The sequence below is a fragment of the Mycobacterium sp. BMJ-28 genome, from assembly GCF_054404835.1.
In genome coordinates, this window is record NZ_CM136783.1 from 4,401,974 (window position 1) to 4,428,047 (window position 26,074).

Annotated in this window: 3 protein-coding genes; all 3 read right to left on the bottom strand. The window is 68.7% G+C overall.

Annotation, left to right across the window (positions count from 1 at the left end; translation table 11 throughout):
• From ACXPWS_RS21900 to ACXPWS_RS21910, 3 genes are read right to left on the bottom strand one after another with little or no spacing between them, the layout of a single operon-like run.
• Positions 1-22,563: a non-ribosomal peptide synthase/polyketide synthase gene (locus ACXPWS_RS21900; protein ID WP_458708663.1), complete on the bottom strand. Its 22,563-nt coding sequence runs from the start codon at positions 22,561-22,563 to the stop codon at positions 1-3.
• The gene (locus ACXPWS_RS21905; protein WP_458708664.1) at positions 22,560-24,347 is read right to left on the bottom strand and encodes an ABC transporter ATP-binding protein; all 1,788 of its coding nucleotides are present in this window, start codon (positions 24,345-24,347) and stop codon (positions 22,560-22,562) included. The genes ACXPWS_RS21900 and ACXPWS_RS21905 overlap by 4 nt, the downstream gene beginning before the upstream one ends.
• Complete coding sequence (locus ACXPWS_RS21910; protein ID WP_458708665.1) at positions 24,344-26,071, bottom strand: ABC transporter ATP-binding protein; 1,728 nt, start codon at positions 26,069-26,071, stop codon at positions 24,344-24,346. The genes ACXPWS_RS21905 and ACXPWS_RS21910 overlap by 4 nt, the downstream gene beginning before the upstream one ends.
• Positions 26,072-26,074 lie beyond the last annotated feature (3 nt).

Consider the following 26,074-nt stretch of genomic DNA (forward strand, 5'->3'; position numbering starts at 1 on the left):
TCAGCTCTCCAACTCGGCCGCGATGAGCGGCCCGAGAAGCTCCAGGATATCCGCGTCCATCAGCTCGGAGTGCTTGCAATCCAGCGACACCACCTTGAGCTGTCCGCCCACGTGGGTGCGCCATTGGTGCGAAGCGACGCCGTCGAAGTCCATCTCCAGGATGGCCGCATCCACGAAGAACACATCGCCGTCGTAGCATCCATAGTCCGCGCCAGCGGTGAAGCGCTCTGCGGCGACATAGTTCTCGATCACCTGTGCAATCTGGGTGTCCTCCAGCATGGCGATGGCATCACCGCTGTCGCGGACCAGCGTCACCGCATCGGCCACGCTCATCCGGACCTCGGGCGCGGTGCCGGTTTGGACGGGGAAGCCCATCTCGCGCAGCAGCGAGCCCAGCGCCGCGTCGGCATCGAACTCGGCATCCGGTGCGATATCGGTCCGCGCATCCAGCATGCCGACGAAGCCGACCGTACGGCCACGCCGGGTCAATTCCTGCGCTATCAGAAGTGCCATCGCCCCGCCGAACGACCAGCCCAGCAGCCGGACCGGCCCGCTCGGCGCGACCTGTTGCACCGAGTCCGCGTAGTCACGGGCGAGTTCGGCGATGCTGCCGGGCAGCCGACCGGTGGAGAACAGCGGAGATTGCAATCCGTACAGCGGGACGTTCTCCGGCACAAACTTTTTCAGACGGGCGAACTGCCAGCTGAGGCCGCTGGCGGGATGCACGCAGAAGAGCGGCGGTTGCGAACCGGAGGTGCGCAACCGCAGCACCGGCGCCAGGCTGTCCGAGCCGCCCGCCGTGTCACCGCGCAACCGTGGCGCGATATCGGCCACCGTCGGGGCCACCATGAGGTCCGCAACCGGCAGATCGACACCGAACTCGCGCCGGATCGCCGAGGCCAGCCGCACCAGCAGCAGTGAATGCCCGCCGAGTGCGAAGAAATCGTCGTCGATCCCGGGTTCTGCGAGGCCGAGCACCTCGGCGAACAACGCGCACAGCCGCTGTTCCTCCGGCGTGCGCGGCGAACGACCGGCGCCCATGCTGATCTGCGGCTCCGGCAGCGCATTTCGGTCCAGCTTGCCGCTCGGGGTGAGCGGGAATTCCGTCAGCTCCACGTATGCCGAAGGCACCATGTGGGTCGGCAACGCAGCCGCGGCATGTTCGCGCAGCGGCACACCCGCACCCGTACCCGGCAGGTAGTAGGCCACCAGCCGGTCGTTGCGCACCACCACCCGCGCCGAGGACACCCCCGGATGCGTGGCCAGCACCGCCTCGACCTCGGCCGGTTCGATGCGCACCCCCCGCAACTTGATCTGATCGTCACCTCGGCCGAGGTATTCGAGTTGGCCGTCCCGGCGCCAGCGCACCACATCCCCGGTCCGGTACAGGCGTGCGCCGTCGCCGAACGGGTCGGCGACGAAACGCTGCGCGGTCAGATCCAGGCGATGTAGGTAGCCGTCCGCCAGCTGCACGCCGGCCAGGTAGAGCTCACCGGGCGCACCGTCGGGGACCGGGTTGAGGTAGCGGTCCAAGACGTGGGCACGGACATTCCAGCCCGGAACGCCGAGGGCCACCGGACCACCGTCGGCGGTCCAGCCCAGCACATCGACGGCCGCCTCGGTGGGGCCGTAGAGATTGTGCAGCGGCAGCCCGAAGGTAGCGCCGAAGCGGGCCGCCAGCTCGTCGGGCAATGCCTCGCCGCCGACCGTGACCCGGGTCAGCGACAGACAGCGCGCCGAACGCGGCTCGTCCAGGAACAGCTCCAACATGGACGGCACGAAGTCGATGGCCGTGACCCCTTCGGAGACAATCGTTTCCGCCAGGTAGGCGGGATCGCGATGACCCCCGGGTCGGGCGATCACCAGGGTGGCGCCCACGCTGAGTGGCCAGAACACCTCCCACACCGAGGTATCGAAGCTGATCGGTGTCTTCACCAGCATCCGGTCTTGCACCGTCAGCGGATAGGCGTCCTGCAGCCAGCCGACCCGATTGACGATCCCCGCATGCGCAACGGCCACCCCCTTCGGCTTCCCGGTGGAGCCTGAGGTGTACAGCACGTATGCCCAAGCCGCCGAGTCGATTTCGGGTAGCGGGGGCCGGCCCGGCTCGGACCGGACCAGGCGGATCACCGCCGGGTTGGACAATACGACGTCCGGCTGCGCATCGGTGACCATGTGCTGCAGCCGATCCGCCGGGTAGTCCGGATCCAGTGGCAGGAACGCCGCACCGGATTTGGCAACCCCCACCAACGCGACGATCAGCTCCACCGAGCGGGGTAGCGAGACACCGACGATGCTGCCGGCCGTCACTTCCAGGGTGGCGGCCAACCGGTCAGACCACGCGTCCAGATCGGCATAGCTCAGCTCGGCGCCCTCGAACCGCACGGCCACGGCATCGGGGGTCAACGCGGCTTGGCGGGACACCAACGCGCCCAGCGCGATCGGTGCCACCGAGTGGTCGGTGTCGTTACGGGTCGCGAGCGTGTCTGCTTCGGCCTCGTCCAACAGATGCACCGCTCCGACCGCTGTCGCACTGTCATGGGCGAACTGGCCCAGGGCGGTGACCAGTCGTCGCGCCAGGATCCGTACCGATGATTCGTCGAACAGGTCGGCGCTGTATTCGGCCATGATCGTCACGCCGCCGCCGGTGCGGTCGTCGATCAGGGTGAAACCGAGATCGAACATGGCCGCTGCGACGGGCGGTTCGTGCCACCGGGTGGGCAGACCGAACATCTCGGTGGTGTCGCCGTCACCCAGGTGGTACCCGACGAACACGTTGAACAGCGGGTTGCGGCCCGCCACCCGCGGCGGATTCAGCATCTCGACGAGCTGGTCGAACGGCAGTTCCTGGTGCGCGAAGGCCGCGAGGTCGGCCGTTCTTACCCGCGCCAGCAATTCGTCGAAGGTCGGGTTGCCGGACACGTCGGCGCGCAGCACCAGGGTGTTGACGAAGAAGCCGATCACCTCGTTGAGGGCGGCTTCGTCGCGGCCGGCCACCGGTGTGCCGACAACGATATCGTCGCCGGCACCCAGACGGTGCAGTAACGCGGCCACTCCGGCGTGCAGCACCATCAATGGGCTGACCTGACGTCGCGCGGCCAGATCACGCAGTGCCACCGCAGTTTCCGGCGGCACATCGAAATGTATGGTGCCACCGGCGCCGGTCGGCCGCACCGGCCTGGTCCGGTCGGTGGGCAAGGTCAGCTCATCGGGCGCGCCGGCCATCATGTTGCGCCAGAACTCGCGCTGCTGGGCTCCGAGGCCGTCCAGCAGTTCGCGCTGCCACAGCGAATAGTCGGCATACTGCACCGCCAGGTCGGGCAGCGCGGCTCCGGTGCCTGCCACCCTGCTCCGGTACGCACGGTTGAGGTCGGTCAGGAAGGGGCCGTCCGACCACTCGTCGGTGGCGATGTGATGCAGCAGCACCACCACGGTGTGCTCCAGGGTCCCGGTGCGGATCACCGTGACCCGCACCGGGATTTCTGCACTCAGGTCGAACGGTCGTTGCACCGCGGCGGCGATGAGGGCGTCGACGGCGGTCTCATCACGCTCGATCACCTCGACGGGCGCGCGGGTGCCACGCGCCAGGATCTGCTGGAAGTACTCGCCGTCCTGTTCGGTGAAAACCGTCCGCAACGATTCGTGGCGGTCCAGCACATCGGTGAGGGCATCGTCGAGCGCATCGAGGTGCACGTCGCCTTCGACCTGGAAGGCCAGCGGGTAGTTGTACGCCAGGTGATCTCCGAGCCGGTCCACGAGCAACAGGCGTTGCTGGGCCGGGGATGCGGGGATCCGATCGGGCCGAGGTGTCGCAGTCAGCTGCGGGCGCCGCATCGCCCGCGGCCGTTGATCGAGCTGCACCGCGAGTTCGGCGACCGTCGGTGCGTCGAACACGTCGCGGATGGACATCTCGATTCCCAGCGCGGCGCGCACCCGGTTGATCAACCGGATGCTGACCAGCGAATGCCCACCGAGGTCGAAGAAGTCGTCGTCCACACCGATACCGCCACCGACCGCGTCCAGGCCGAGCACCTCGGCGAAGATCCCGCACAGCGTCTCCTCGGTCGGCGTCTGCGGCGGCCGGCTGGCAGCATGCTGGTGCGCGATATCGGGCAGGGCCCGCACGTTGAGCTTGCCGTTGTCGGTCAACGGCAGTGCGTCGAGCACCGCCATGGCCGAGGGCACCATGTAGGCGGGCAGCACACCTTTGAGATGGTTGCGCACCCGCCTGACCAGCTCGAGATCTTCGCCGACAGTTGTGGGCACGAGGTAGCCGATCAGCCGTTGCATCCCTGAACTGTTCGGGTCCGGGCGGGCAATCACCGCGGCCTGGGCGACCTCCGGATGGGCGGTCAGGGCCACCTCGATATCGCCGAGCTCCACCCGGTATCCGCGGATCTTGACCTGGTCGTCGGTGCGGCCAAGGAAATCGAGGTTGCCGTCGGCGCGGCGCACGACCAGGTCACCGGTGCGGTACATCCGGGAGTCCTCGCCGTCGGCCGCACTCTGGAAGGGATCGGCGACGAATCGCCCCGCACTCAGCGCCGGCTGACGCAGGTAGCCACGTGCCAATCCGGCGCCGGAGATGTACAGCTCGCCCGGGGTGCCGTCCGGCACAGGCCGCAGCCAGGCGTCGAGGATGTACCCGCGGGTGTTCCAGATCGGGGTGCCGACTGTAGAGGTGTCACTGTCATCGGTGCCACCGCCCAGGGTGTTGATGGTGTATTCGGTCGGGCCGTACAGGTTGTAGCCGTAGCTGGTGTCACTGTCGCGCAACCGGTTCCACACCGTAGCCGAGACAGCCTCCCCGCCCAGCAGCACCAGCACCGGTGCGTGCCCACCCTCCAGCAGCCCCTGCTCGAACAGCAGTTGGGCATACGTCGGGGTGACATTGATGACGTCGATCTGGTGGCGGTGGCAGTAGGCCACCAGCGCGCTGGCATCGCGGCGCAGTTCCTCATCGCAGATGTGCACCTCATGGCCTTCGATCAGCCATAGCAGTTCTTCCCACGACATGTCGAAGGAGAACGACACGGTGTGTGCGATGCGCAGCCGCCGGCCGCCGGCCTTGGCGATGGCGGGAGCGAAGATCGCCTCGCGGTGGTTCAGGTGCATGTTGGTCAGCCCGCGGTGCGCCGTGAGCACACCCTTGGGTTTGCCGGTGGATCCGGACGTGTAAATCACATAGGCCGGATCGTCCAGACCGGGCCGGTAACCGTCCCACACCTCCGGTGCCGCTACATATTCCGCAGCGACGTCGGCGTCGTCGAGGACCAGCACCGGGCAGCCCGCCGGGGTGACGGCACCGATCCGGGCGGCCACCACCTGTGTGGTCAGCACGCACGCTGGGGCGCCGTCGGCGAGCATGACGGCCAGCCGGTCGTCGGGATAATCCAGTTCCAGTGGCAGGTAGGCCGCACCGGAACGCAGCACCGCGAACAGCGCCACCACGGCGTCGATCGACCGCGGAATTGCCAGTGCGACCGTACTTTCCGGTCCGATACCGCGCGCCCGCAACAATCCGGCCATCCGGTTGAGCGCCGCGTCGAGCTGTCCATAGTCGATGCGCTCGGCACCGCAGATCAAAGCCGTCAGACTCGCCGCGGTTGCACTGCGCTCGGCCAGCAGGTCCACGATGGTGGCCTCGGGCAGCGCGTGACGGGTCGAATCGGCGTAGGCGGCCAGCGCACCAGATTCGGCAGGCAGCATTAGTTCCACCGCCGCCAGGGTGGTGGCCGGGTCCATCTGCAGGAGGGCGAGCTTCAGCCGATCCAGCAGACGCTGCGCGTACGCGCGGTCCACCACGTCGGGACGGTATTCCAGCTTCATCCACAGCCGGCGTCCCGGGGATGCCACCCAGGTAAGGGGGTAGTGCGAGGCGTCGATCGAGTCGTGGCCGACGATCCCGAACTCGCGCTCCATGTCGGTGAAGGTGTCGTCGCCCAGAAAGTTCTGCAATACGTAAAGGCTGTCGAACAGATCGCCCTGGACACCAGCGGCCCGCTGGATATCGCCCAGGCCGAGGTACTCGTGATCCATCAGCCGCAGCCGATCGTTCTGCACCGCCCGCATCGCGTCGGCGATCGAATCCTGCGGCCGCAGCCGCACCCGGGTGGGCACCGTGTTGAGGAACAGCCCGATCACCGAATCGATACCGTCGATATCGGTGGGGCGTCCCGCCACGGTGGAACCGAAGACGACGTCGTCGCCACCCGTCTCGTACGCCAGCACCAGCGCGAGTGCTGTACTGACCAACGCGTTCAGCGTCACCCCGCAGGCACGGGCGGTCTGGGTGAGCCGTGCGGTCTGCTCCTCGGGGAGGAAGAAGTCCAGCCGAAGGGCCAGGGTCGGTGCGGTGCCGACCGCCTCGGGCACCAGCAGGGTGGGCGCCGCCAGATCGGTCAGGGCATTGCCCCACCGCCGGGCCGATTCGGCGCGGTCCTGTCCGGCCAACCAGCGCAGGTAGTCGGTGAACTGAGCGTGCGGTTCGGGCAGATTCGCCGACGGCGCACCGGCTTTGGCCGCCGCGTATTCGGCAAACAGTTCGCGAAGCAGTTGTTCACGTGACCACCCATCCAGCAGCAGGAAGTGGTAGCTGAAGATCAGCCGGTCGATATCCGGGGTGCGGATGACGGTGAAGCGGGCCAAAGGTGGCACCGCGACATCGAAGGTGCGCAGCCGGTCCTCGGCGGTGATCGCCGTGATCCGGTCCTGCGCCTGCGCCGGGTCCAGCGCCGAGAGGTCGATGACCTCCGGCACACAGTGCGGGTTCTCGGCGATGACCGCCACCGGGTGCGGCAGGTCGTCGGCCCGGAAACCGGACCGCAGCACGGGATTGCGGCGCATCACCGCCGTGAACGCGGTTTGCAGCGCGAGGGTGTCGACAGGCTGGGCGAAGTCGAACACGTTCTGCACGATGTACACCGCCGCGTCGGAGTAGCGCGCCTGGAAGTAGACGCCTTCCTGCAGAGGTGACAGCGGCCAGATCGTCTGCACCGCGCCGACGCTGGTGTCGATCACGTGGTCGATCTGCTGCTGGGTCAGCTCGAGCAGCGGCAGATCCGATGGGGTCAGCGAGCTCGTCGCATTGCCGGCGAGCGCGCCGAACTCACTCAGCACCGCAACCCAATGACCGGCCAGCGCTCGGACCGCGTCACCGAAGTCACCGTCCGGGTAGGTCAGGGTGGCTCGCAGCCGCGGACCGTCCTGCGTCTCATCGCAGATGACATTGATCTCCAGCAGATACGGGGTACCGAGATCGGGGTTGGGGGCGACCCGCAGCGCGCCGACCTCCGGTGCCGAATCCCAGTCGGCGTGCGAGTCGGATACCCACCGGCCCAGGTAGTTGAACAGCACCTGCGGAGCGGGCAGCCGACCCAGTGCGGCCGCGGTGCGCGGGTTGCAGTACCGCAGCTGGCCAAAGCCCAGCCCGCGGTCCGGCACCGCGCGCAGCCGCTCCTTGACGTCCTTCAGCACCGCGAGGTGGTCCTGCTTCCCCACCGCGGGCAGCCGGACCGGTGCGATGGCCGTGAACCATCCGACAGTCCGGGACAGGTCCAGATCCTCGCCCCAGCCGTCGCGGCCGTGCCGCTCCAGGTCCAGCACCAGCGGCGCCGCCGAGTTGTCCCGGCCGGCGCGCCATCGGCCGACCGCGATATGCAGTGCGGCGACCAGTGTTTCGTTCACGTCGGCGTTCGCCGCGGCGGGAACGGTGGTCAGCAGCGGCACAGTCTCCGCCGTGGTGAGCCGCACCTCATGGTCGCGGGTGGCGCCCACGGTGAGGGGGAAGGTGCCGGCCTGCGGATCGAGTTCACCGCCGGGTGACAGCGTGGCGGTCCAGTGGTCGAACTCGGCGAGCCGGGCGGCGTGCTGGGCGTTCTCATTGACGGTCCGGGCGTAGGTGCGCAGCGAGGTGGGCACCGGGTGAAGGCGTTGCCCATCCCATGCCTCGGCGAGATCGTCGATCAGGATCCGCCACGACACGGCGTCGACCGTGAGGTGGTGGGCCACCAGTAGCAGCCGGCCCTGGCGTTGTGGTCCGAGGTCGAACCACACGGCTTGCAGCACCAGCCCGGCGTCGGGGTCCAAGCGGTCGGTAGCGGCTTCGGATTGCGCTCCGATCAATGCGTGCAGTTGGTCGTCGGCACATCCGGTGGCATCCACATGCAGTACCGGAACTGGCTGTGCTGCGGTGGTTTCCAGTGACCACAGGATGGGTGACGGGCGGTGCAGGCGCAGCCGCAGCGCGTCGTGCCGGGCCACCACGGTGTTGACGGCCGCCTCGAGCCGCTGGTGTGTCGCACCGGCCGGGGTACGCAGTAGTTCGCTCTGGTTGAACCGCGACACCGTGCCGCCCAGCTCGGCGAGGCGCTGAACGATGGGGGTCAGCATGACCTCGCCGAGGTCGGGTCCGGTGTCATCCGGGTTGGTATCCGACTGCTGTATCGCTTGGATACCGGCCGCCTCGGCGAGACCGGCCGGCGTGCGGGCGGTGAACACCTGCTGCGGGGTGATCCGCAGGCCCTGCCTGCGGGCCCGGTTCACCAACTGGATCGCCACGATGCTGTCGCCGCCCATGGTGAAGAAGTCGTCGTGCACGCCGACGGCGGTGCCGAGGATCTCGGTGCACAGTGCGGCCAGCACGCCGGCGGCCCCCTCCGCCACGGCGGACGGAGTCGGTCGCGAAGCCGGTTCGGCGGGAGCCGGAAGCGCGGCCCGGTCGAGCTTGCCGTTGACCGTCAGTGGCAGCTGGTCGAGGGCGACCAGTGCCGAAGGCACCATATAGCCGGGGAGCCGGGTGGCCAGCTCGGCACGCGCGGCGGCGATGTCGATCGGATTGCGGCCGACCAGATAGCCGATCAGCCGGGCCCGCCCGGCCGAGTCGGAGTGTATGCCCGCCGCCGCATTGGTGATGCCGGGCAGCGCCGAAAGTGCGGACTCCACTTCGCCCAGTTCGATGCGGTAGCCGCGGACCTTGACCTGGTGGTCGGAGCGTCCGACGTAGACCAGGTCGCCGGACTCGGTCCACATGGCCGTATCGCCGCTGCGGTATAGCCGATCACCGCTCGGGTCAAACGGGTTGGCCACGAACCGCGCCGCGGTCAGACCGGCCCTGCCGGAATATCCGCGGGCCAGTTGGCCGCCGGCGATGTACATCTCGCCGACCACACCGGTGGGCACCGGTTGTAACGCACTGTCCAGCAGATGGATCTGCAGGCCCGGGATGGGCCCGCCGATCACGCTGTCGGAGGCCGTGGCATCCGCGCCCGTCAACGGCCGGAACGAGACGTGTACGCAGGTCTCGGTGATGCCGTACATGTTGATCAGTTGCGGGGCGTCCGGGCGGTGCCGTTCGTACCAGCCCGTCAGCCGGGAGGTGTCCAGTGCCTCGCCGCCGAAGACGATGTAGCGCAGCGACAACACGGCGCGCCGGCGCCGGTCGGCCTCGATCAGCGGGTAGAACGCCGACGGTGTCTGATTCAACACTGTCACCCCCTCGTCGACCAGCAGGTCGACGAATCGGTCCGGGTCCCGGGCCACGGCCTGCTCGACGAGCACCAGACGGCCGCCATGCAGCAGGGCGCCCCACAGTTCCCACACCGAGAAATCGAAGGCCGCGGAATGGAACATCGTCCACACATCGGCTGCGCCGAATTCGAACAGTGTTGCCGCACTGGCGAACAGCGCGGCGACCTGGCGGTGCGCCACCGCCACACCCTTGGGCACCCCGGTGGAACCGGAGGTGTAGATGAGGTAGGCGGTGTGATCGGCGTCGACCACTTCCCGTGGCGCCGGCCCGGGGTGGCGGGCCGCGTCGGCCAGCAGCACGGTCGGTGCCGTCGCAGTGGGCACCCGCTCCGGCGTGTCGGTGAGAACGCAGACGGGTGCGGAGTCGGTGACGATGTGCTGCAGTCGCGCGGCGGGCGAGTCGATGTCCAGCGGAACGTAGGCACCGCCCGCCTTGAGGACGGCCAGCAGGCCGACGATCAGGTCGGTAGTCCGCGGCAATGCCACTGCGACACGGGATTCTGGCCGCACACCGAGATCGGAAAGGGTGGCCGCGACCGACGAGGCACGGGCATCCAGTTCTGCATAGGTGAGCTGCTGCGCGCCGCAGGTGACCGCGACGGCGTCGGGTGCGCGTCGGACCGCGTCGGCGAAGGCGTCGACGAGGTTGTGGTCCGGGCCGGGCCGGGATACCTGCTTGGCGTCCCGGGCCCGTTCGGCATCGGTGCGCAGATCCAGTTCGGCCACCGGCAGATCGGGCTGCATGGCGAACGCGGTCAGAATGCGTTCGACGCGTTCGGCATACCGATCGGCCTGGGCCGCGCTGACCACATCGGCGTCGTACTTGATCTCTATGCCGAGCCGCTCATTGAGGTAGGCGACCAGTGACAGCGGGTAGTGCGGGGCGTCGGTGCCGGTGAACCGGTGAAAGGTCAGTGCCCGGGGGTCGTCCGGGACTTGGGTGGCGGTGGCCGGGAAGTTCTCGACCACCACCATGGTGTCGAAGAACTCGCGCACCCCGGCCAGCCGGGCCAGCTCGGCCAGCCCCAGCTGCTGGGCGTCGAGCAGACTGGCCTGCTGGTCCTGCAACCGCGCCAGGACGGTGCCGATCGGGGTGTCCTGCTCCCAGACCATCGGCACCGGCAAGGTGTTGATCAGCAGTCCGACAATCGAATCGGTACCGACCAGCTCTCCCCCGCGGCCGGACACCGTGGAACCGAACACCACACGCGTTCGGTCCAGCAGCCTGCCCAGCAGTAGCCCCCACGCGCCGTGCAACACGGTGCTCGGGGTGACGCCGCGGTCCCGGGCGGCCCGGGTGACCGCCGTGGTCAGTTCAGCGGACAGCCGTCGCACGGTGCTGCGATGCTCCCCGACGGCGGCCCGATCGGCGGTAAACAGCGTGGTGGGCTCGACCCCGGCCAGGGCCTGCGACCACGCCTGGCGCGCCGCGTCCCGGTCTACGCCTGCCACCGCTTCAATGTGGTCGCGCAAGGTCGCGATCACCGGGGACGGCCGGGGGGCCGCACTCAGGCCGGCGTTGTAGTGCGCGATGATGTCACCGAAGATCACCGGGTAGGACCAGCCGTCGGCGACGATGTGGTGCATCGTCTGGATCAGCCGGTGCTCGGTCTCGCTGAGCGATACCAGCGTGTAGCGCAACAGCGGCGTGTCCGAAAGCGCGAACGGCCTGGACAGCTCTTGTGCAGCAACACTTTCCACGTCACCGTCGGCGGTGAATGTCGCATCGCCTCCGGCGACGGTACTGAACTCGGGTTCGACATCGGCCCAGATCACCTGGGCGATGCGGCCGTCGCGCAGCTCACGGAAACCGGCCCGCAGCGCCGCATGACGGGCCACCACGGCATTCACACTGGCACGCAACGTTTCCGGGTCCACCGGTCCGCTGATCTCGGCGATCTGCTGCACCCGATAGGTGTCGACGACACCGTCGGTGCCGGCTTCGGCGAAAGCACTGTGGAAGTACATGCCTTCCTGCAGTGGCAGCAGGGGCAGCACGTCCTCGATCTTCCCCAGCTGGCGCCAGTCATCTAGATCGTCCTGACTGACCGCGATCAGCCCGAAGTCCGACGGGGTATGCCCGGACAGCGCCGTGCAGCGGGTTAGCGCGGTGAGGGCATCGGCCCACATGCCGGCCAGCTCCTGGATATCGGCCGCGTCGATCAGTCCCACCGGCCAGGACAACGTCATGGTCAGCACGGTGCCGTCCGCACGGTCCTCGGCCAGCGCGTTGATCTCCAGAGGCATGGCGGGATTGGATTCGTCGACGCCTTCACGCAGCGCGCCGATCCCGGCGACGGCCTGCCAGTCCCGGCCTGCCCCGCCGGCGAATCGGCCGAGGTAGTTGAACAGGATCTGCGGTGCGGCAGCTTGTATCGGCGCCGACGGGTCCAGGTAGCGCAGCACACCGTAGCCCAGTCCCCGGTTGGGTACTGCCCGCAGTTGTTCTTTGACGGCCTTCGCCGCAGCGGCCAGCGGTGCGCCGGCGGCCAGCACGTCGGTCCAGCCGACCGCGCCGGGATCAACGGCCACCGGGTAAATGGAGGTGAACCAGCCGACGGTGCGGGACAGATCCAGCTGGCGTGCCACCAGGTCCGGGGCGAGCGGAGCGACGGGGAGTAAATCGGCTTCGCGGCCGTGACCCTCCAAGTTCAGCACGGTGGCCGTCGCATCGCCGTGACCGCGGTCGGTGCGCCACTGCGCCAGCGCCAGGCTCAGCCCGGTCAGCAGCACATCGTTGACACCGCCGTACATGGCGGCGGGCACCGTGGTCAGCAGTGCCGAACTGACCTCGGACGGCAGCGACACGCTGTGGCTGACCACCGTGCCTGCGGTATCCGTCGCGGGGTCCAGCGGCCGGTGTCCCAGATCAGGGTCTGCGGTGGCCAGTACGCGGTTCCAGTGCGCGATCTCGTCGTCGAATGTTGCTGTGCCAATGGTTTCGGACCAGGTGCGGAACGAGGTCGGTGCGGCGTCGAGGGACGGGACGGCGCGGGCCGACAGCTGCGCCCAGGCCCGGGACAGGTCGTCGGTGAGGATGCGCCAGGACACCCCGTCGATCACCAGGTGGTGGATGACGAGCAGCAGCTGACTTTCCCCATGCCAGCTCGCGCGCACCATGACACCGGTCGCGGGATCCAGCTCGGCAGCCGCGGCGCGCACCGCTGCGTCGATGTTCTCCGTGCGGAGCGCATCGGCACCGCGGGCCAGGACGGCCGGCGGCGCCGCGTCCGGGACGCTCAGGGTCCACCCGGTTTCGTTGCGGTCCAGCCGGGCCCGCAGCATCTCGTGCGCCCCGAGCACCGTGCCGAGCACGAGTTCCAGCTGTTCACCGGTGATTCCGGCCGGCGTCGCCAGCACCATCGCCTGGTAGAAATTCTCCAGCGGTGTGCCGGACTGTTCGGTCTCGGCGAGCATCGGGGTCGCCGTGATCATTCCGACGCCGCTGTCGGCGGCGGCGATCTCCGGCCGCGCGGTCTCGGTCACCGACGCGGCCAACGCGGCTACCGTGCGGCGCCGGAAGATGTCGCGCGGGGTGAGCTGCAGGCCGCCTTTGCGCGCCTTGCCCGAAACCGCGATGGACGAGATGCTGTCCCCGCCGAGGGTGAAGAAGTCGTCATCGATACCCACCTCGGGAATCCCGAGGACCTCGCCGAAGATCCCGGCCAGCAACGTTTCCCGGTCGTCCCGCGGGGAACGCGCCGTACCGGCCGCAGGCGTCACCGGGTCGGGCAGGGCCTTGGTGTCCAGTTTGCCGTTGACGGTCAGCGGAACGGTGTCCAGGACACCGTAGAGCGCGGGCACCATGTAGTCGGGCAGCACCTGAGTCAGGGCCGAACGCAGCTCGGCAGCCAGTTCGGCCGGCTCGCAGACACTTTCGGGCACCACGTATGCGACGAGCTGTTTGGTGGCGGCGCTGGGCCCGGGCCGGGCGATGACCACCGCCTGTCGGACCCCCGGCAATGCCTGCAGCGACGCGGCGACCTCGCCGAGTTCCACCCGGTATCCGCGGATCTTCACCTGGTCGTCGCTCCGGCCGAAGAAGTCCAGGATGTTGCTTCCGTCGGCGCGCCGGGCCACCAGGTCACCGGTGCGGTACATCCGGCCGCCTGGGGTGTGCGGGTCCGCGACGAAGCGGTCGGCGGTCAGGCCGGCCCGGTGCAGGTAGCCACGCGCCAAACCCGTTCCGGCGATGTATAACTCACCGAGTACACCGTCACGCACCGGGCGCAGCCAGGCGTCAAGGACGTAGGCCCGGGTGTTCCAGATGGGCCGGCCCACCGTCGGGGTGACACTGTCGTCGGTGCCGCCGCCAAGAGTGTTGATGGTGTATTCGGTGGGGCCGTACAGGTTGTAGCCGATGCTGTCCGGCCGGTCCCGCAGCCGATTCCACACTTCGTCAGACACGGCCTCGCCGCCCAGTAACACCAGGGTGGGCGCATGGCTGTCCAGCAGGCCTGCTTCGAAGAGGTGATGCGCGTAGCTCGGGGTGACGTTGATGACGTCCACCTGATTGTTGTGGCAGTAGGCCACCAGCGCGCTCGCGTCGCGGCGCAGTTCCTCATCGCAGATGTGCACCTCATGGCCCTCGACGAGCCACAGCAGTTCTTCCCACGACATGTCGAAGGAGAACGACACGGTGTGCGCCACCCGCAGCCGCCGGCCTCCGGCCTTGGCGATGGCCGGGTCGAAGATCTCGGCCCGGTGATTGAGTTGCATGTTGGTCAGCCCGCGGTACGGAGTGACCACGCCCTTGGGTCGTCCCGTCGAACCCGAGGTGAAGATGATGTACGCCGGGTACTCCAGCCGGCCGGCGCCGACGAAGGCACCGAGCTCGCTGTCCGACAACGCTGTTCCCGGCGTCTGGGCGAGTTGTCCGGTCACGGCGGCGCTGTCCAGGTTCAACACTGTGGCACCGAGGCCGGTTTGGTGCACGGCGAGTTCCGTGCTGGATTCCGGGCACAGCAGGAGCACCGGGCGAGCGTCGTCGAGCATGCCGGTGAGCCGGGTCAGCGGATAGTCGCGTTCCAGCGGGAGATAGGCGGCCCCGGTCCGCAACACCGCGAACAGGGCCACCACCATCTCGACCGAGCGCGGCAGCGCCAGCGCCACTACTTGTTCCGGCCGGGCGCCGTGCGCGATCAGCAACCGGGCCAGCCGGTTGACCCGATCGTCGAGTTCGGCATAGGTGAGCCGCTGGGCGCCGAACACGAGTGCCGTGTCGTCGGGGCAGCGGGTGGCCCGCTGGGCCAGCAGATCGGCGATCGTGTCGTCGCCGATCTCATGTTCGGCACCCTGCCACTGCGCCGTCAGCGCCTCGCGTTCGGAGCCCAGCGCCAGGTCCAGCGCACCGATCGGGACGTCCGGCTGGGTCAGCAGCAGTTCCACGACGCGGCACAACCGAGCGACCATCAGGGCCGCGGCATCGGTGCCGACGACGTCGGGCCGGTACTCCAGTTTGATGCGTAACCGCTCGCCGGGAGTGAGCACCCAGGTCAGCGGATAGTGCGTGGTGTCGACGAAATCGACGCCGACGATGCCCTGTTCGCGTTCGAAGTCGGTGAAGGTGTCGTCGTCCAGGAAGTTCTGCAGCACATACAGGCTGTCGAACAGTTGCTGGTGGCCCGCCGCGCGGCTGATGTCGCCGAGCCCGACGTATTCGTGCGCCATCAGGTCCAGTCGGAAATCCTCCACCGCGCGCAGCAGTTCGGACACCGTGGCCGTTGGCGCCATGTCGACGCGGACCGGGACGGTGTTGAGGAACTGCCCGATCACATGCTCGATGCCGGGCAGCTCGGGTGGGCGCCCGGCCACCGTGGTGCCGAACACCACGTCGGTGCTGGCGGTCTCGTAGCCCAGCACGATACCCAGCGCCGCGGTCAGCACCGTGTTGGCGGTGGTCTGCTCGCGCCGGGCGTGCTGCGTCAGCAGCGCGGTGACGTCGGCGGACAGTTCCCCGTAGACCCGCTGCGGCATGACCGGTTCGGCACCGGCGCCGTCGGCCGTCGCGATCAGGGTGGGTTCGTCGAGCCCACGCAGAGCGTCGGACCAGGCCGTCATCGCGACGTCGCGGTCCTGGGCGTGCACCCATCGCAGGTAGTCGGCGTAGGTGGCGGTGCCTGCGGGCAGCGCGCCGCGCAGGCCACCGGAGTTGTACAGCGCGAAGAGTTCTCGCAGCACCAGCTCGCGGGACCAGCCATCCCACAGCAGGAAGTGACACGTCAGCAGCAGCCGGTCGCCACGATCGGGCAGCCGGATCACGGTGAGGCGCACCAGTGGGGGCATCCGCAGATCGAAGGGAGCTTCACTGTCGGTGCGCATCACCTCGGCGAGTTGTTCGGATGCGGCGTCAGCAGACAGGGCCGACAGGTCCACCTCGGCCACCGCAGCGGGGACGAACCGTCCGATGTACTGCACCGGCCGGGCCAGGTCGTCACTGGTGAATCCGGCACGCAGGTTGTCGTGCCGGGTCAGCATCGCGCCGAACGCCACCCTCAGCGCGTCGACCTCGAGCCGGTGGTCGAAATCGAAGACGTTCTGCGCCAGATAGGTGTTGACGTCGTCCGTGTAGGTGCACTGGTAGTACACGCCCTCTTGCAGCGGCGACAGCGGCCAGACTTCGGCCACCTCGACCGGGCTGGCCGCGGTCAGGCGGGCGATCTCATCTTCGGAGAGTCCGTGCCAGGCAGCCTGTTTCACCGGTGCCGACACGGCGGGGTCGGCGTCGGTGCTCAACGCGCCATCGAGCGCACGCGCGGTGCGCAGCCGGAACAGCTCGCTGGTGGCCAGCGGGACGCCGGCGCCGGCCAGCCGATTGACCACCCGCAGGGCCAGCAGACTGTCCCCGCCCATGGCGAAGAAGTCGTCGTCTATCCCCGCCTCGTCGATTCCCAGCACCGCCGCGAAGATCGCGCAGATCAGTGCTTCCCGGTCGGTGCGTGGCTGCGCGCGCGAGATCGACAGAACCGGCTCCGGAAGGGCTGACCTGTCGCGTTTTCCGTTTGGCAGCAACGGTATTTCGGGTAGTGCGGTGAGGGTCGCCGGCACCAGGTGAGCGGGCAGGGTGGCGGTCAGCGCCGATCGGATGGCCGCAGGGTCGGGCTCGTGACCGGCACGGGCGACGATGTATCCGTCCAGGCGCTGCCCGTGTGCGGTCACCACGGCCTCGGCGACGTCGGGATGCGCGGCCAGGGCTGCCTCGATCTCTCCGAGCTCGACCCGGAAGCCGTTGATCTTGATCTGATTGTCGGCGCGGCCGAGGTATTCGACCGCCCCGTCGGGCGTCCAGCGGGCGAGATCACCTGTGCGGTAGAGCCGTTCGCCGCTGTTGCCGAAGGGGTCGGCGACAAAGCGAGAAGCGGTATCGGTCCGCATTCCCAGGTAGCCGCGGGCCACCTGGGCCCCGCCGACGTAGATTTCGCCGACGGCTCCGGGTGGCACCGGTGCCAGGTCCGGCCCGAGTAGGTAGACACGGGTGCCGGGAACCGGGTGACCCAGTGTGACGGTTCCGCCGACCGGTCCGGCGAGCACATCGCCGGCGACCTCGGAGGAACCGTAGGAGTTGACGATCTCTGCGTCGGGTGACACCTGTCGCAGTGCTGCGACGGTTGCCGTGTACAGCGGTTCACCGCTGCAGATCCAACGCGCCACGGTGCCGAGCTGGTGGCCCGCGACCTCGGCCATGGCCGCCCCCAGGGTGGGTACCACCAACAGTTGGGTGGCGGCAACGTCATCGACCAGTGCGGCCAGCGCGGCGCCGTCCTTGGCGGTGTTGTCATCGGCGATCACGGTGGTGGCGCCGGCGATCAGCGCGCCGAGCAGTTCGGTGGTGCCGTCGATGAAGCTCATCGAGCTCTTGGCGATTCGCACGTCGTCGCGGTCCCGCGACCACGCAGTCCTCGCCCAGGCCAGCCGGTTGGTCAGGGCGCCGTGGGTGCCGACGACGCCCTTCGGGCGGCCGGTGCTACCGGATGTGTACACGATCGATGCCGCGTCATCGGGTTCGATCACGGTGTCGCGCCACGGGTTTCCCACCGCATCGGTGCGCACGGTCGGGATACCGTGCTCGGGCAGTGGGCTGCCGTCGGTGAGCACCACCGTGGGCCCCGCATCGTCGAGCATGTAGGTGATGCGGGCCTGCGGGTACGCAGGGTCGACGGGCAGGTAGGCCGCACCGCTTCGCAGCACGGCGAGCAGGGCGGTGGCCATCGTGGTCGTCCGGGCGGTGGCGACCGCCACGATGTCCCCGCGGCGCACACCGGCGGCGACCAGCGCCCCGGCCAGAGCGGCCGACCGGTCATCGATGTCCCGGTAGCTCAACCGGGTTGTGTTGTCGCTCAGCGCAACCGCGGTAGGGGTGCGACGCACCTGGTTGTCGAATAGTTCGAGGACGGTGCCGGTGCGGCCGACCGGGCCGGTACCGGCGCGCAACACCTCGTCGCGGGCGGCGGCGTCGAGTACCTCGATGTCGAGGCACCGGAGATTCTCGCCGGCTACGACGATAGCCGTCAGGATCCGCCGATACAGTGCCAGCACCTGCTCGGCGGCGGCGGCGGAGAGCACCGCACGGTCGTGGGTGAGAGCGACCCGCAGATCCTCCCCCGGCTTGACCATCAAGGTGAGCGGATAGTGCGGTGCCTCGATGACCTCCATCCCGGTCACGCGGATGGTGGCGGTGTGGTCGTCGGCCGCGGGATAGTTCTCGATGACGAGCAGTGTGTCGAACAGTTCCGGCACATCGACGGCGTGCTGGATGTCGGCCAACGCCACGTGGTGGTGTTCGAACAGCGAGGCTTGCGCCGCGGCGTGGCGCTCGACCACGGTGGCCAGGGAGTCGGCGGGCGCCCACCGGGTGCGGGCGGGCATCGTGTTGATGAGCAGACCGACCATGTCGTCGATACCGGGGATGTCGCCGCCGCGCCCGGACACCGTCGAGCCGAAGACCACATCGCTGCGGCCGGTGAGCCGGCCGACGGTGATGCCCCATGCCGCGCTGAGAACCGCGCTGGCCGTGACGCCGTGACCGGAGGCCCAGTCCAGGATCCCGGCGCCGATATCAGCGGGCATGTCAAGGCTCACCTTGCCGAATCCGCTGTCGCCGGAATGGCTGGGCGGCAACACTTCCGCCAGCCGGGTCGGGTCGCCGATGTCGGCGAGTTCCTCGCGCCATGCCGCCAGCGTCTCGTCGACGGGTGCGTGGGTGATCCAGTCTAGGTAGTCGCGATAGCGACCCGGTGCCGGCAGTCGGTCGGTGTCTGGGTCGTCGTGCAGTGCGGCCAATTCGCGCAACACGATGGGCACCGACCAGCCGTCGGCGATGATGTGGTGCACGGTCTGGATGAGCACATGCCGGTCGGATGCCAGCCGCACGAGTGTGTACCGCATCAGCGGCGGTGCGGCGAGGTCGAAGGGCTCGTTTCGTTGCACCTCGGCGATCTCGCTAATCCTGGTCTGGGCGTCCCCGTCCGGCAGCGCACTCAGGTCGTGGTAGCTCCAGGGCACGGCGGGCAGGCCACCGAGGACGGCAACCAGGCGGCCGTCGGCGAGTGCGCGGAATGCGGCGCCCAGATGCGGGTGCCGTGCGATCAGGGTCGCGGCGGCGCTGCGCAGCCGGTCCGGTTCCAGCGGGCCGTCGTAGCTGACGATCTGTTGCACCACATACGGATCGGTGTCCGCGTAGGTCGAGTGGAAGTAGATGCCGGCCTGCAGCGGTGAGAGCGGCAGCACGTCGGTGACCACCGCCGGCATGGCGTCGATGTCGGCTTGGGTGAGTGTCACCAGCGGGAAGTCCGACGGGGTCGGCCCGGCAACCGCGGGGCTGTGGGCGATGGCGGTCAGGGCCTCGGTCCATAGCTGTGCCAGTGCCGACACCCGGTTGTCGTCGAGGACGCCGGCCGGCCAGCTGAAGGTGGCTTCCAGCCGCGCCCCGGCGCCCGAGTCCACCGTGATGGCGTTGATCTCGAGGGCACGCGGCAGCGGCATCCGCGGGTCGCGGTCCTCGCCGACGGCGGCGTCCGCCAGAGTCCAGGGGCCGTCCCCGGCACCGGCGAAGCGGCCCAAATAGTTGAACAGGATTTGCGGGGCTACCGCGAGGTCGACGCGCGGCTGGCCTGAAAGATAGCGCAGTGCACCGTAACTCAGTCCGCTGCGTGGCACGGCGCGCAGCTGATCCTTGACCGCCTTGACCGCCGCGCCGAGGGCCGGGCCACCGGCCATCAACTCGCTCCACCCGGCAGGGCCGGTGTGGACGTGCACGGGGAACAGCGTGGTGAACCAGCCGAGGGTGCGGGATAGATCGAGCTGATCCCCCGCGGCTCCGAGGTGGTCGGCCTCGCGGCCGTGGCCCTCCAGTTCGAGAAGCAGGCCCTCGGCGTCACCGCGCCATTGCCCCACCGCTGCGGCGAGGGCGGTGACAAGCGCATCGTTGACCCCGCCCCGGATCGCGGCGGGTACCGGTCCCAGCAGTCGGGCGGTGACGTCCGCGTCCACGCCGACCGTGAGTCTGGCCTCGGTGGCGACCGTGTCGACGGCCGGGTTCAGCGGCCTGCTGCCCAGTTGCGGGTCGGGTGCCGCCACGGCCCGCAGCCAGTAATTCTCGTCGTCGGCGAACTCGCCCCGCGCCGCCGCGGCGCGCAGTGCGGCCGACCAATGCCGGAAGGTGGTGTCGGGTCTGGTCAAGGCGATGGGGAGGCCGGCGGTGACGTCGGCCCACATGGCCTGCAGGTCCTCGGTGAGCACTCGCAGCGAGACTCCATCGATCACCACATGGTGCACCACCAGGATCAGCCGGCCGGGCTTGCCGTCGCCGCCGTCCAGCCATATGGCCTGCAGCATCCGGCCCGCTGCCGGGTCCAGTCGCGCGACAGCCCGATCATGTTCTGCCGCAGCATCGCTGGAGCTGTCAATGCGGACGAGCACGTCGGCGGCGATCGGGGTACCGCCGGGAAGCACGACCAGACCCGCCGGTTCGGTGGGGGTGCCCAGCCGGGCGCGCAGCAGGTCGTGGCAGTCCAGCAGGGCATCGAGCATGCCGGTCAGCGTGGCCAGGGTGAGACCGGCCGGCGTGTGCAGGGTGACGGACTGGAAGAAGTCTTCTGTGCTGTCGCCGATTTCGTGCAGCCAGGCCAGGATAGGCGTCGGTTCGATCTCCCCGGTACCGTCCATCGGGGTGGTGGCGGCCGGGCCGGCGATATCGGTGACGGCGGCGGCGAGTTTGGCCGGTGTGCGCAGGGTGAAGACATCGCGCGCCCGTACCCGCAGCCCGGCGCGACGGGCGCGGCTGACCAGACCCATGGCGGCGATGCTGTCGCCGCCGAGTCCGAAGAAGTCGGTGTCCGCTCCGACGACCTCCACCCCGAGTAGCTCCGCGTAGATATCGCAGATGGCTTGTACGCGTGCGTCGGTCACGGGTGCGCCGCTCGCCGGCTCGGCCACGACCGGTACCGGCAGGGCCCTCCGATCGATCTTGCCATTGGCCGTCACCGGGAATTCGTCGAGCACCATGACGGTGCCGGGCACCATGTGCTCGGGTAGTTTCTCGGCGCACCAGGCTTGCAGTTCGTCGGGATCGGCGCCCGTGGTGGACAGCGCGTAGCCGGTGAGTTGCGCTCCACCCGCCGGGGTCTTGCGCAGGATCACCGCGGCATGCCGCACCTGCGGGTGGGCGGCGAGGATGACCTCGATCTCCTCGAGTTCCACCCGCATGCCGCGGATCTTGACCTGATTGTCAGCCCGGCCTAGGAATTCGAGCACTCCGTTACCGGTCCAGCGGGCAAGATCCCCGGTGCGGTACATCCGGGCGCCGTCGTGGTCGAACGGGTTGGCCACGAACCGCGCGCCGGTCAGCGCGGGTGCGTTGACGTAGCCGCGACCCAGCAGGAAGCCGGCCGCATAGAGTTCGCCGCCCTCCCCCACCGGGACCGGATGTAGGTCGTCGTCCAGTACATAGAGCTGGGTGTGCGGATTGGGCCGGCCGATCGAGGTTTCGATGCGTTCGGCGCTGTCGCGGTAGATGACATGGGAGACACCGATGGTGGCCTCGGCTGGTCCATAGCCGTGGTACAGCGTGGTGGACAGCTGGGAGCGGAACCGATCGAACAGCGCCGGGGTGAGGACCTCACCGCCACACCAGACATGCTTGAGGCCCGCCAGCAGGGCGGTACCGGAGGCGAGTTCGAGCAGCACGTCGAGCATCGAGGACACCAGGTAGACGAAGGTCACCTTCTCCGTCGCGATCAGGTCCAGCAGGTACTGCGGGTCGCGTTCGCCGCCCGGATCGGCGACCACCACGTAACCGCCGGACACCAACGGCAACAGCACCTCGTTTATCGAGATGTCGAAGGACAGAGGCGCTTTGAACAGCGACGCATCCCCCGGCCCGAAGCCGAGGATCTCCTGCACCTGCCAGCTCAGGCGTTCGCAGATCGCCTCGTGCCGGATCATCGCGCCCTTGGGCTTGCCGGTGGAACCCGAGGTGAAGATGACGTAGGCCAGCTGACTGCTGTCGATGTCGACCGCCGGCGCGGTGGCAGGCTGGTCTTCGAACGCCCACTGATCGAGATCGAGTTCGATCGGATTCGGGTCGCCTGCGTGTGCGTCGCCGGGCGCGACCAACACCGCGGTGGCCCGGGTATCCGCGAGCACCTGGCTGCGACGTTCGGCCGGCCACTGCGGGTCGACGGGCACGAACGCGCCGCCGGCGGCCAGGATCGCCACCATCGCGACCACCATCTCGGTCGAGCGCGGAACGGCGATCGCGACCACCTGTTCGTGGCTGACACCGAGGGCGCGAAGGTGATTGGCGAGCTGGTAGGCGCGGACCGACAGACCGCGGTAGGTCAGTCTGGTTTGGCCTGACTTCTTCCCCGTCGCTGCGCTCGCCCCGGACACCACGGCCAGCGCGTCCGGTGTCAGACGGACCTGCTGCGCGAACATTTCGGGAACGGTGGCCGTGGTGCTGGGCCATGTGTCATTGTTCCACTGCCGCAACAGTTCCAGGCGATCGCTCGGATTGAGGCCGTCATCGATCGTCGTCACGCATTCGTCCTCTCGGCATCGGTGTGATGCGCCGCCCAGGCACGCCAGAGCTGGGCATAACGGCCCTGCGCCGAGATCAGTTCGGCGTGGGTACCTTCTTCGATGATGTTGCCGTGGGCCATCACCACGATCCGGTCGGCGCTGGCCGCCTGGGTGAGGCGGTGTGCGACCACGAGGGTGGTGCGGCCCGCTGTGACGGCGGCTGCCGCGCGTTCCAGGTCACGGGCACCGAGGCTGCCCGCTTCGGCGGTCGCCTCGTCCAGAATGGCGACGGTCGGGTCGAGCAGGCGCAACCGGGCCAGGGCGAGTTGCTGGGCCTGCGCCGACGTCAGCTCGTGCCCGCCCTCACCGACCACGGTGTGCACACCGTCGGTCAATGCGGCAACCCATTCGCCGGCACCGACGGCGTCCAGTGCCGCAAGCACTTCGGCATCCGTGGCATCGGGTTTGGCCAGCCGCAGATCGTCGGCAAGTGGCCCAGCGAACACATGCACGTCCTGACTGATGATCGCGACATGCCTGCGCCGTTGCTCGGGGGTGAGATCGGCCAGCGGTACGCCGCCGATTCGCACCGCGCCACCTTGCGGTGTGAGCGTGCCCGCCGCGATTCCGGCGACGGTCGATTTTCCGGCACCGGTGGAACCGACGAGCGCCACCCGCTGTCCGGGCTCGAGCCGGACGCTCACGCCGTGCAGCACCGGATGCACATCGTCGTAACTGAATTCCAGGTCTGTCAGCTCAAGCGCCGCATCCTGGGGTTCGCGGCCCGGACCGTCCCCGGCGGGAGGCGCCGGGATGCTGACCAGACCGACCAGGCGAGCCAGGCTCGCTCCGGCGTCCTGGGCTTCGTCGACGGTGAACAGCAGCATGCTGACCGGGCCGAACAGCCGGTGGAACAGCAGGGCCGCCGCGGTGGTCTGGCCGACCGTCACCGAGCCGTGTTGCACCAGCCAGTATCCGGCCACCAGAATGACGGTGAGCCCGATGAACTCGGCGCGGTTGATCCGCCCCACAAAGCGGGTGAAGAAGGTGAAGACGCCGATCGAGATGTCCCTGACCCGCGCCGAGGCGTCTTCGATCACATCCTGATGGATCGCGTGGGTGTGGTAGGCGTGCACCGTGGGTGCGCCCAGCATGCTCTCCATCAAGACCTGCGAGCGTTCCGCTATCACCCGGCGCTCCTGCGCGTAGCGGGGCGCCGATCGCGGCAGGTACCAGCGCAGTGCCAGCAGGTAGAACGGGATCGAGACGGCGCCGGCCAGGGCGAGGCGCCAGTCCAGACCCAGCATCGACACCAGAGTCAGCGCCGCGAGCATGAGCGCCGAGAACATCGTCGGGAACACGTCGGTCACCGCTTTGGCGATCGTCGCCACATCGGTGCTGACCCGAGACAGCAGATCGCCCCGCCCGACTCGTTCCACCGTGGTGGTCGGCAGGGTCAGGGCGCGGTCCACCCCGGCTTCCCGTAGCTCGGCCAGCATGACCGCACCGAGGCGCGCGATGAGGTAGTGCGACCACCCGGTGGCAGCGCCGCCGACCAGCGCGGCGGCAGCCAGGACGGCGGCCACCGTCACGATGACCGAGGACGGCGACCCGTCGATGATCCGGTCCACGAGCACACCGAGCACGTACACCGGCAGCACCGCGGCCGCGGCAGCCAGGATGCCCACCAGCATGGTGGCGATCAGCGGGCCACTGCGGGAACGGAGTTCGCGACGCAGCCAGGTCCAGGTCTCCCGGCCGGTGGCCACGGGCAGGATCGTCGCCTCATCAGAGCGGCTCATCGCAACACCGCCGAGGCGTAGTCGGTGCGGTTCATCAGGTCCTCGTGTCTTCCCTCGACGATCACCCGCCCACCGTCGATCAGCACCACGCGATCTGTCACGGCCAGCAGGGCGGGGCTGCTGGTCACGACGACCGTGGTGAAGTTGCACTCCGGGCCGTGCCGCAACTCGGCGATGCCTTGGGCCACCGCACTTTCTGTCACCGCATCGACGGCGGTGGTGGGTTCGTGCAACACCAGGACGGGCGCCGCTTTCAGCAGTGCGCGGGCGACCGTCAACCTTTGCCGCTGACCGCCGGAGAGGCTGGAGCCGCGTTCGGTGATGGTGTGCTCGAGGCCGTCGCGGTGCACGTCGATGACATCGACGGCACTGGAGGCCAGCAAGGCCTTCCGCAGTTCCGGTGCGTCGGCATCGCCGACCACCAGGTTGCTGCGCAACGATCCGGTGAACAGGTCGGTCTTGTGCGGCTCGACCAGCAGTGCCCGCCGGGCCTCCACGAGCGCAAGTTCCTCCAGGGGGCTGCCGCCGATCCTGATCTCACCTGTGTAGTCCCCGCGCGCCAATTGTCCGGACAGCGCAACGATAATCGCGTCCGCGTCGCTGGCCCGTGTGCTCACCACCCCGACCAATTGACCGGGTTCGACGGACAACGTGATCCCCTCCAGGGTGCCGTGCCGTACATCGGCCAGCGCGATTCCGTACGGCCCCGCGCCCAGCGTGCCGATGCCCGGTGACAATGCCAACGGGGCGCCTTCGATCCAGCCCACACGTTCGGCCGAGGCACGCGCCTCCGCGATCCAACTGGGTACCTCGGCCATGGTGCCGAACGGTTCGAGCAGGAACTGCGCCAGTCCGATAACCGTGATCAGCTGTCCGACGGTGATGTCTCCTCGCAGCGCGAACCAGCCTGCGATCACGGCGATCCCGACAGCGAGCAGGCCACTCAGCGCCGTCGAGAAACCGAGGTAGACACCTTGGGTACGCGCCGCCCGGATACCGGCCGCCATCGCGTCGCGGCTGATCTTGCGGTACCGCTGCCCGGCGGCGCGCTCCGCGCCGATGCCGCGGAGCGGGCGCAGGCCCGCGATCAGATCGGCCGACATCGCGGTCGCCTCGCCGGCCAGCTCCTGCTGGTCAGCCACGCGACGGGTGATGACGGGCCCGCCGAAGTGCAGCACGAACAAGATCAGCGGCGTACCCAGCAGCACAGCGAGGCCGAGCGGAATGTCGATGGTCAGCAACACCGTTGCGCACACCACGATGGCGGTGATCGCGCCCGCGATGCGCGGAATGTAGTCGAGCAGGTATGAGGTGTTGTCGGCGTCCGTGCTGGCGATCGACAGCAGTTCGCCGGTGCGCTGGCTGGTACGCAGCCGCTGTGGGTGCAGGATCCTGGCCGCCAGGTCGACGCGAAGCTGGTGGCCCTCGGTGGCGATGGCCCGCATCAGGTGTCGCGCGCCCAGCCGGTAGCAGGCCGTCAGCACCACGAACAGCACCGCCAGCGCGCTGATCCAGATCAGCAGTTGCCCTGCGTCACCGGGTTTCACGGCGCGGTCGATGAGCACACCGATGAGCACCGGCACCATCGCCTCACACAGCTGGTGACCGCAGATCAGCAGTGATCCGCTCGTCAGCAGGCGGGCGTTGCGGGTGATCGTGCGCCACAGGATCGCTGCGCCGGTACGGGTACGTTCCCTGTGCTCAACCGTTTTCGCCGCAGACACCTC

Coding starts and splice junctions, on each gene's coding strand:
- ACXPWS_RS21905 (WP_458708664.1), bottom strand. CDS start 24,347: ATGAGCCGCTCTGATGAGGCGACGATCCTGCCCGTGGCCACCGGCCGG.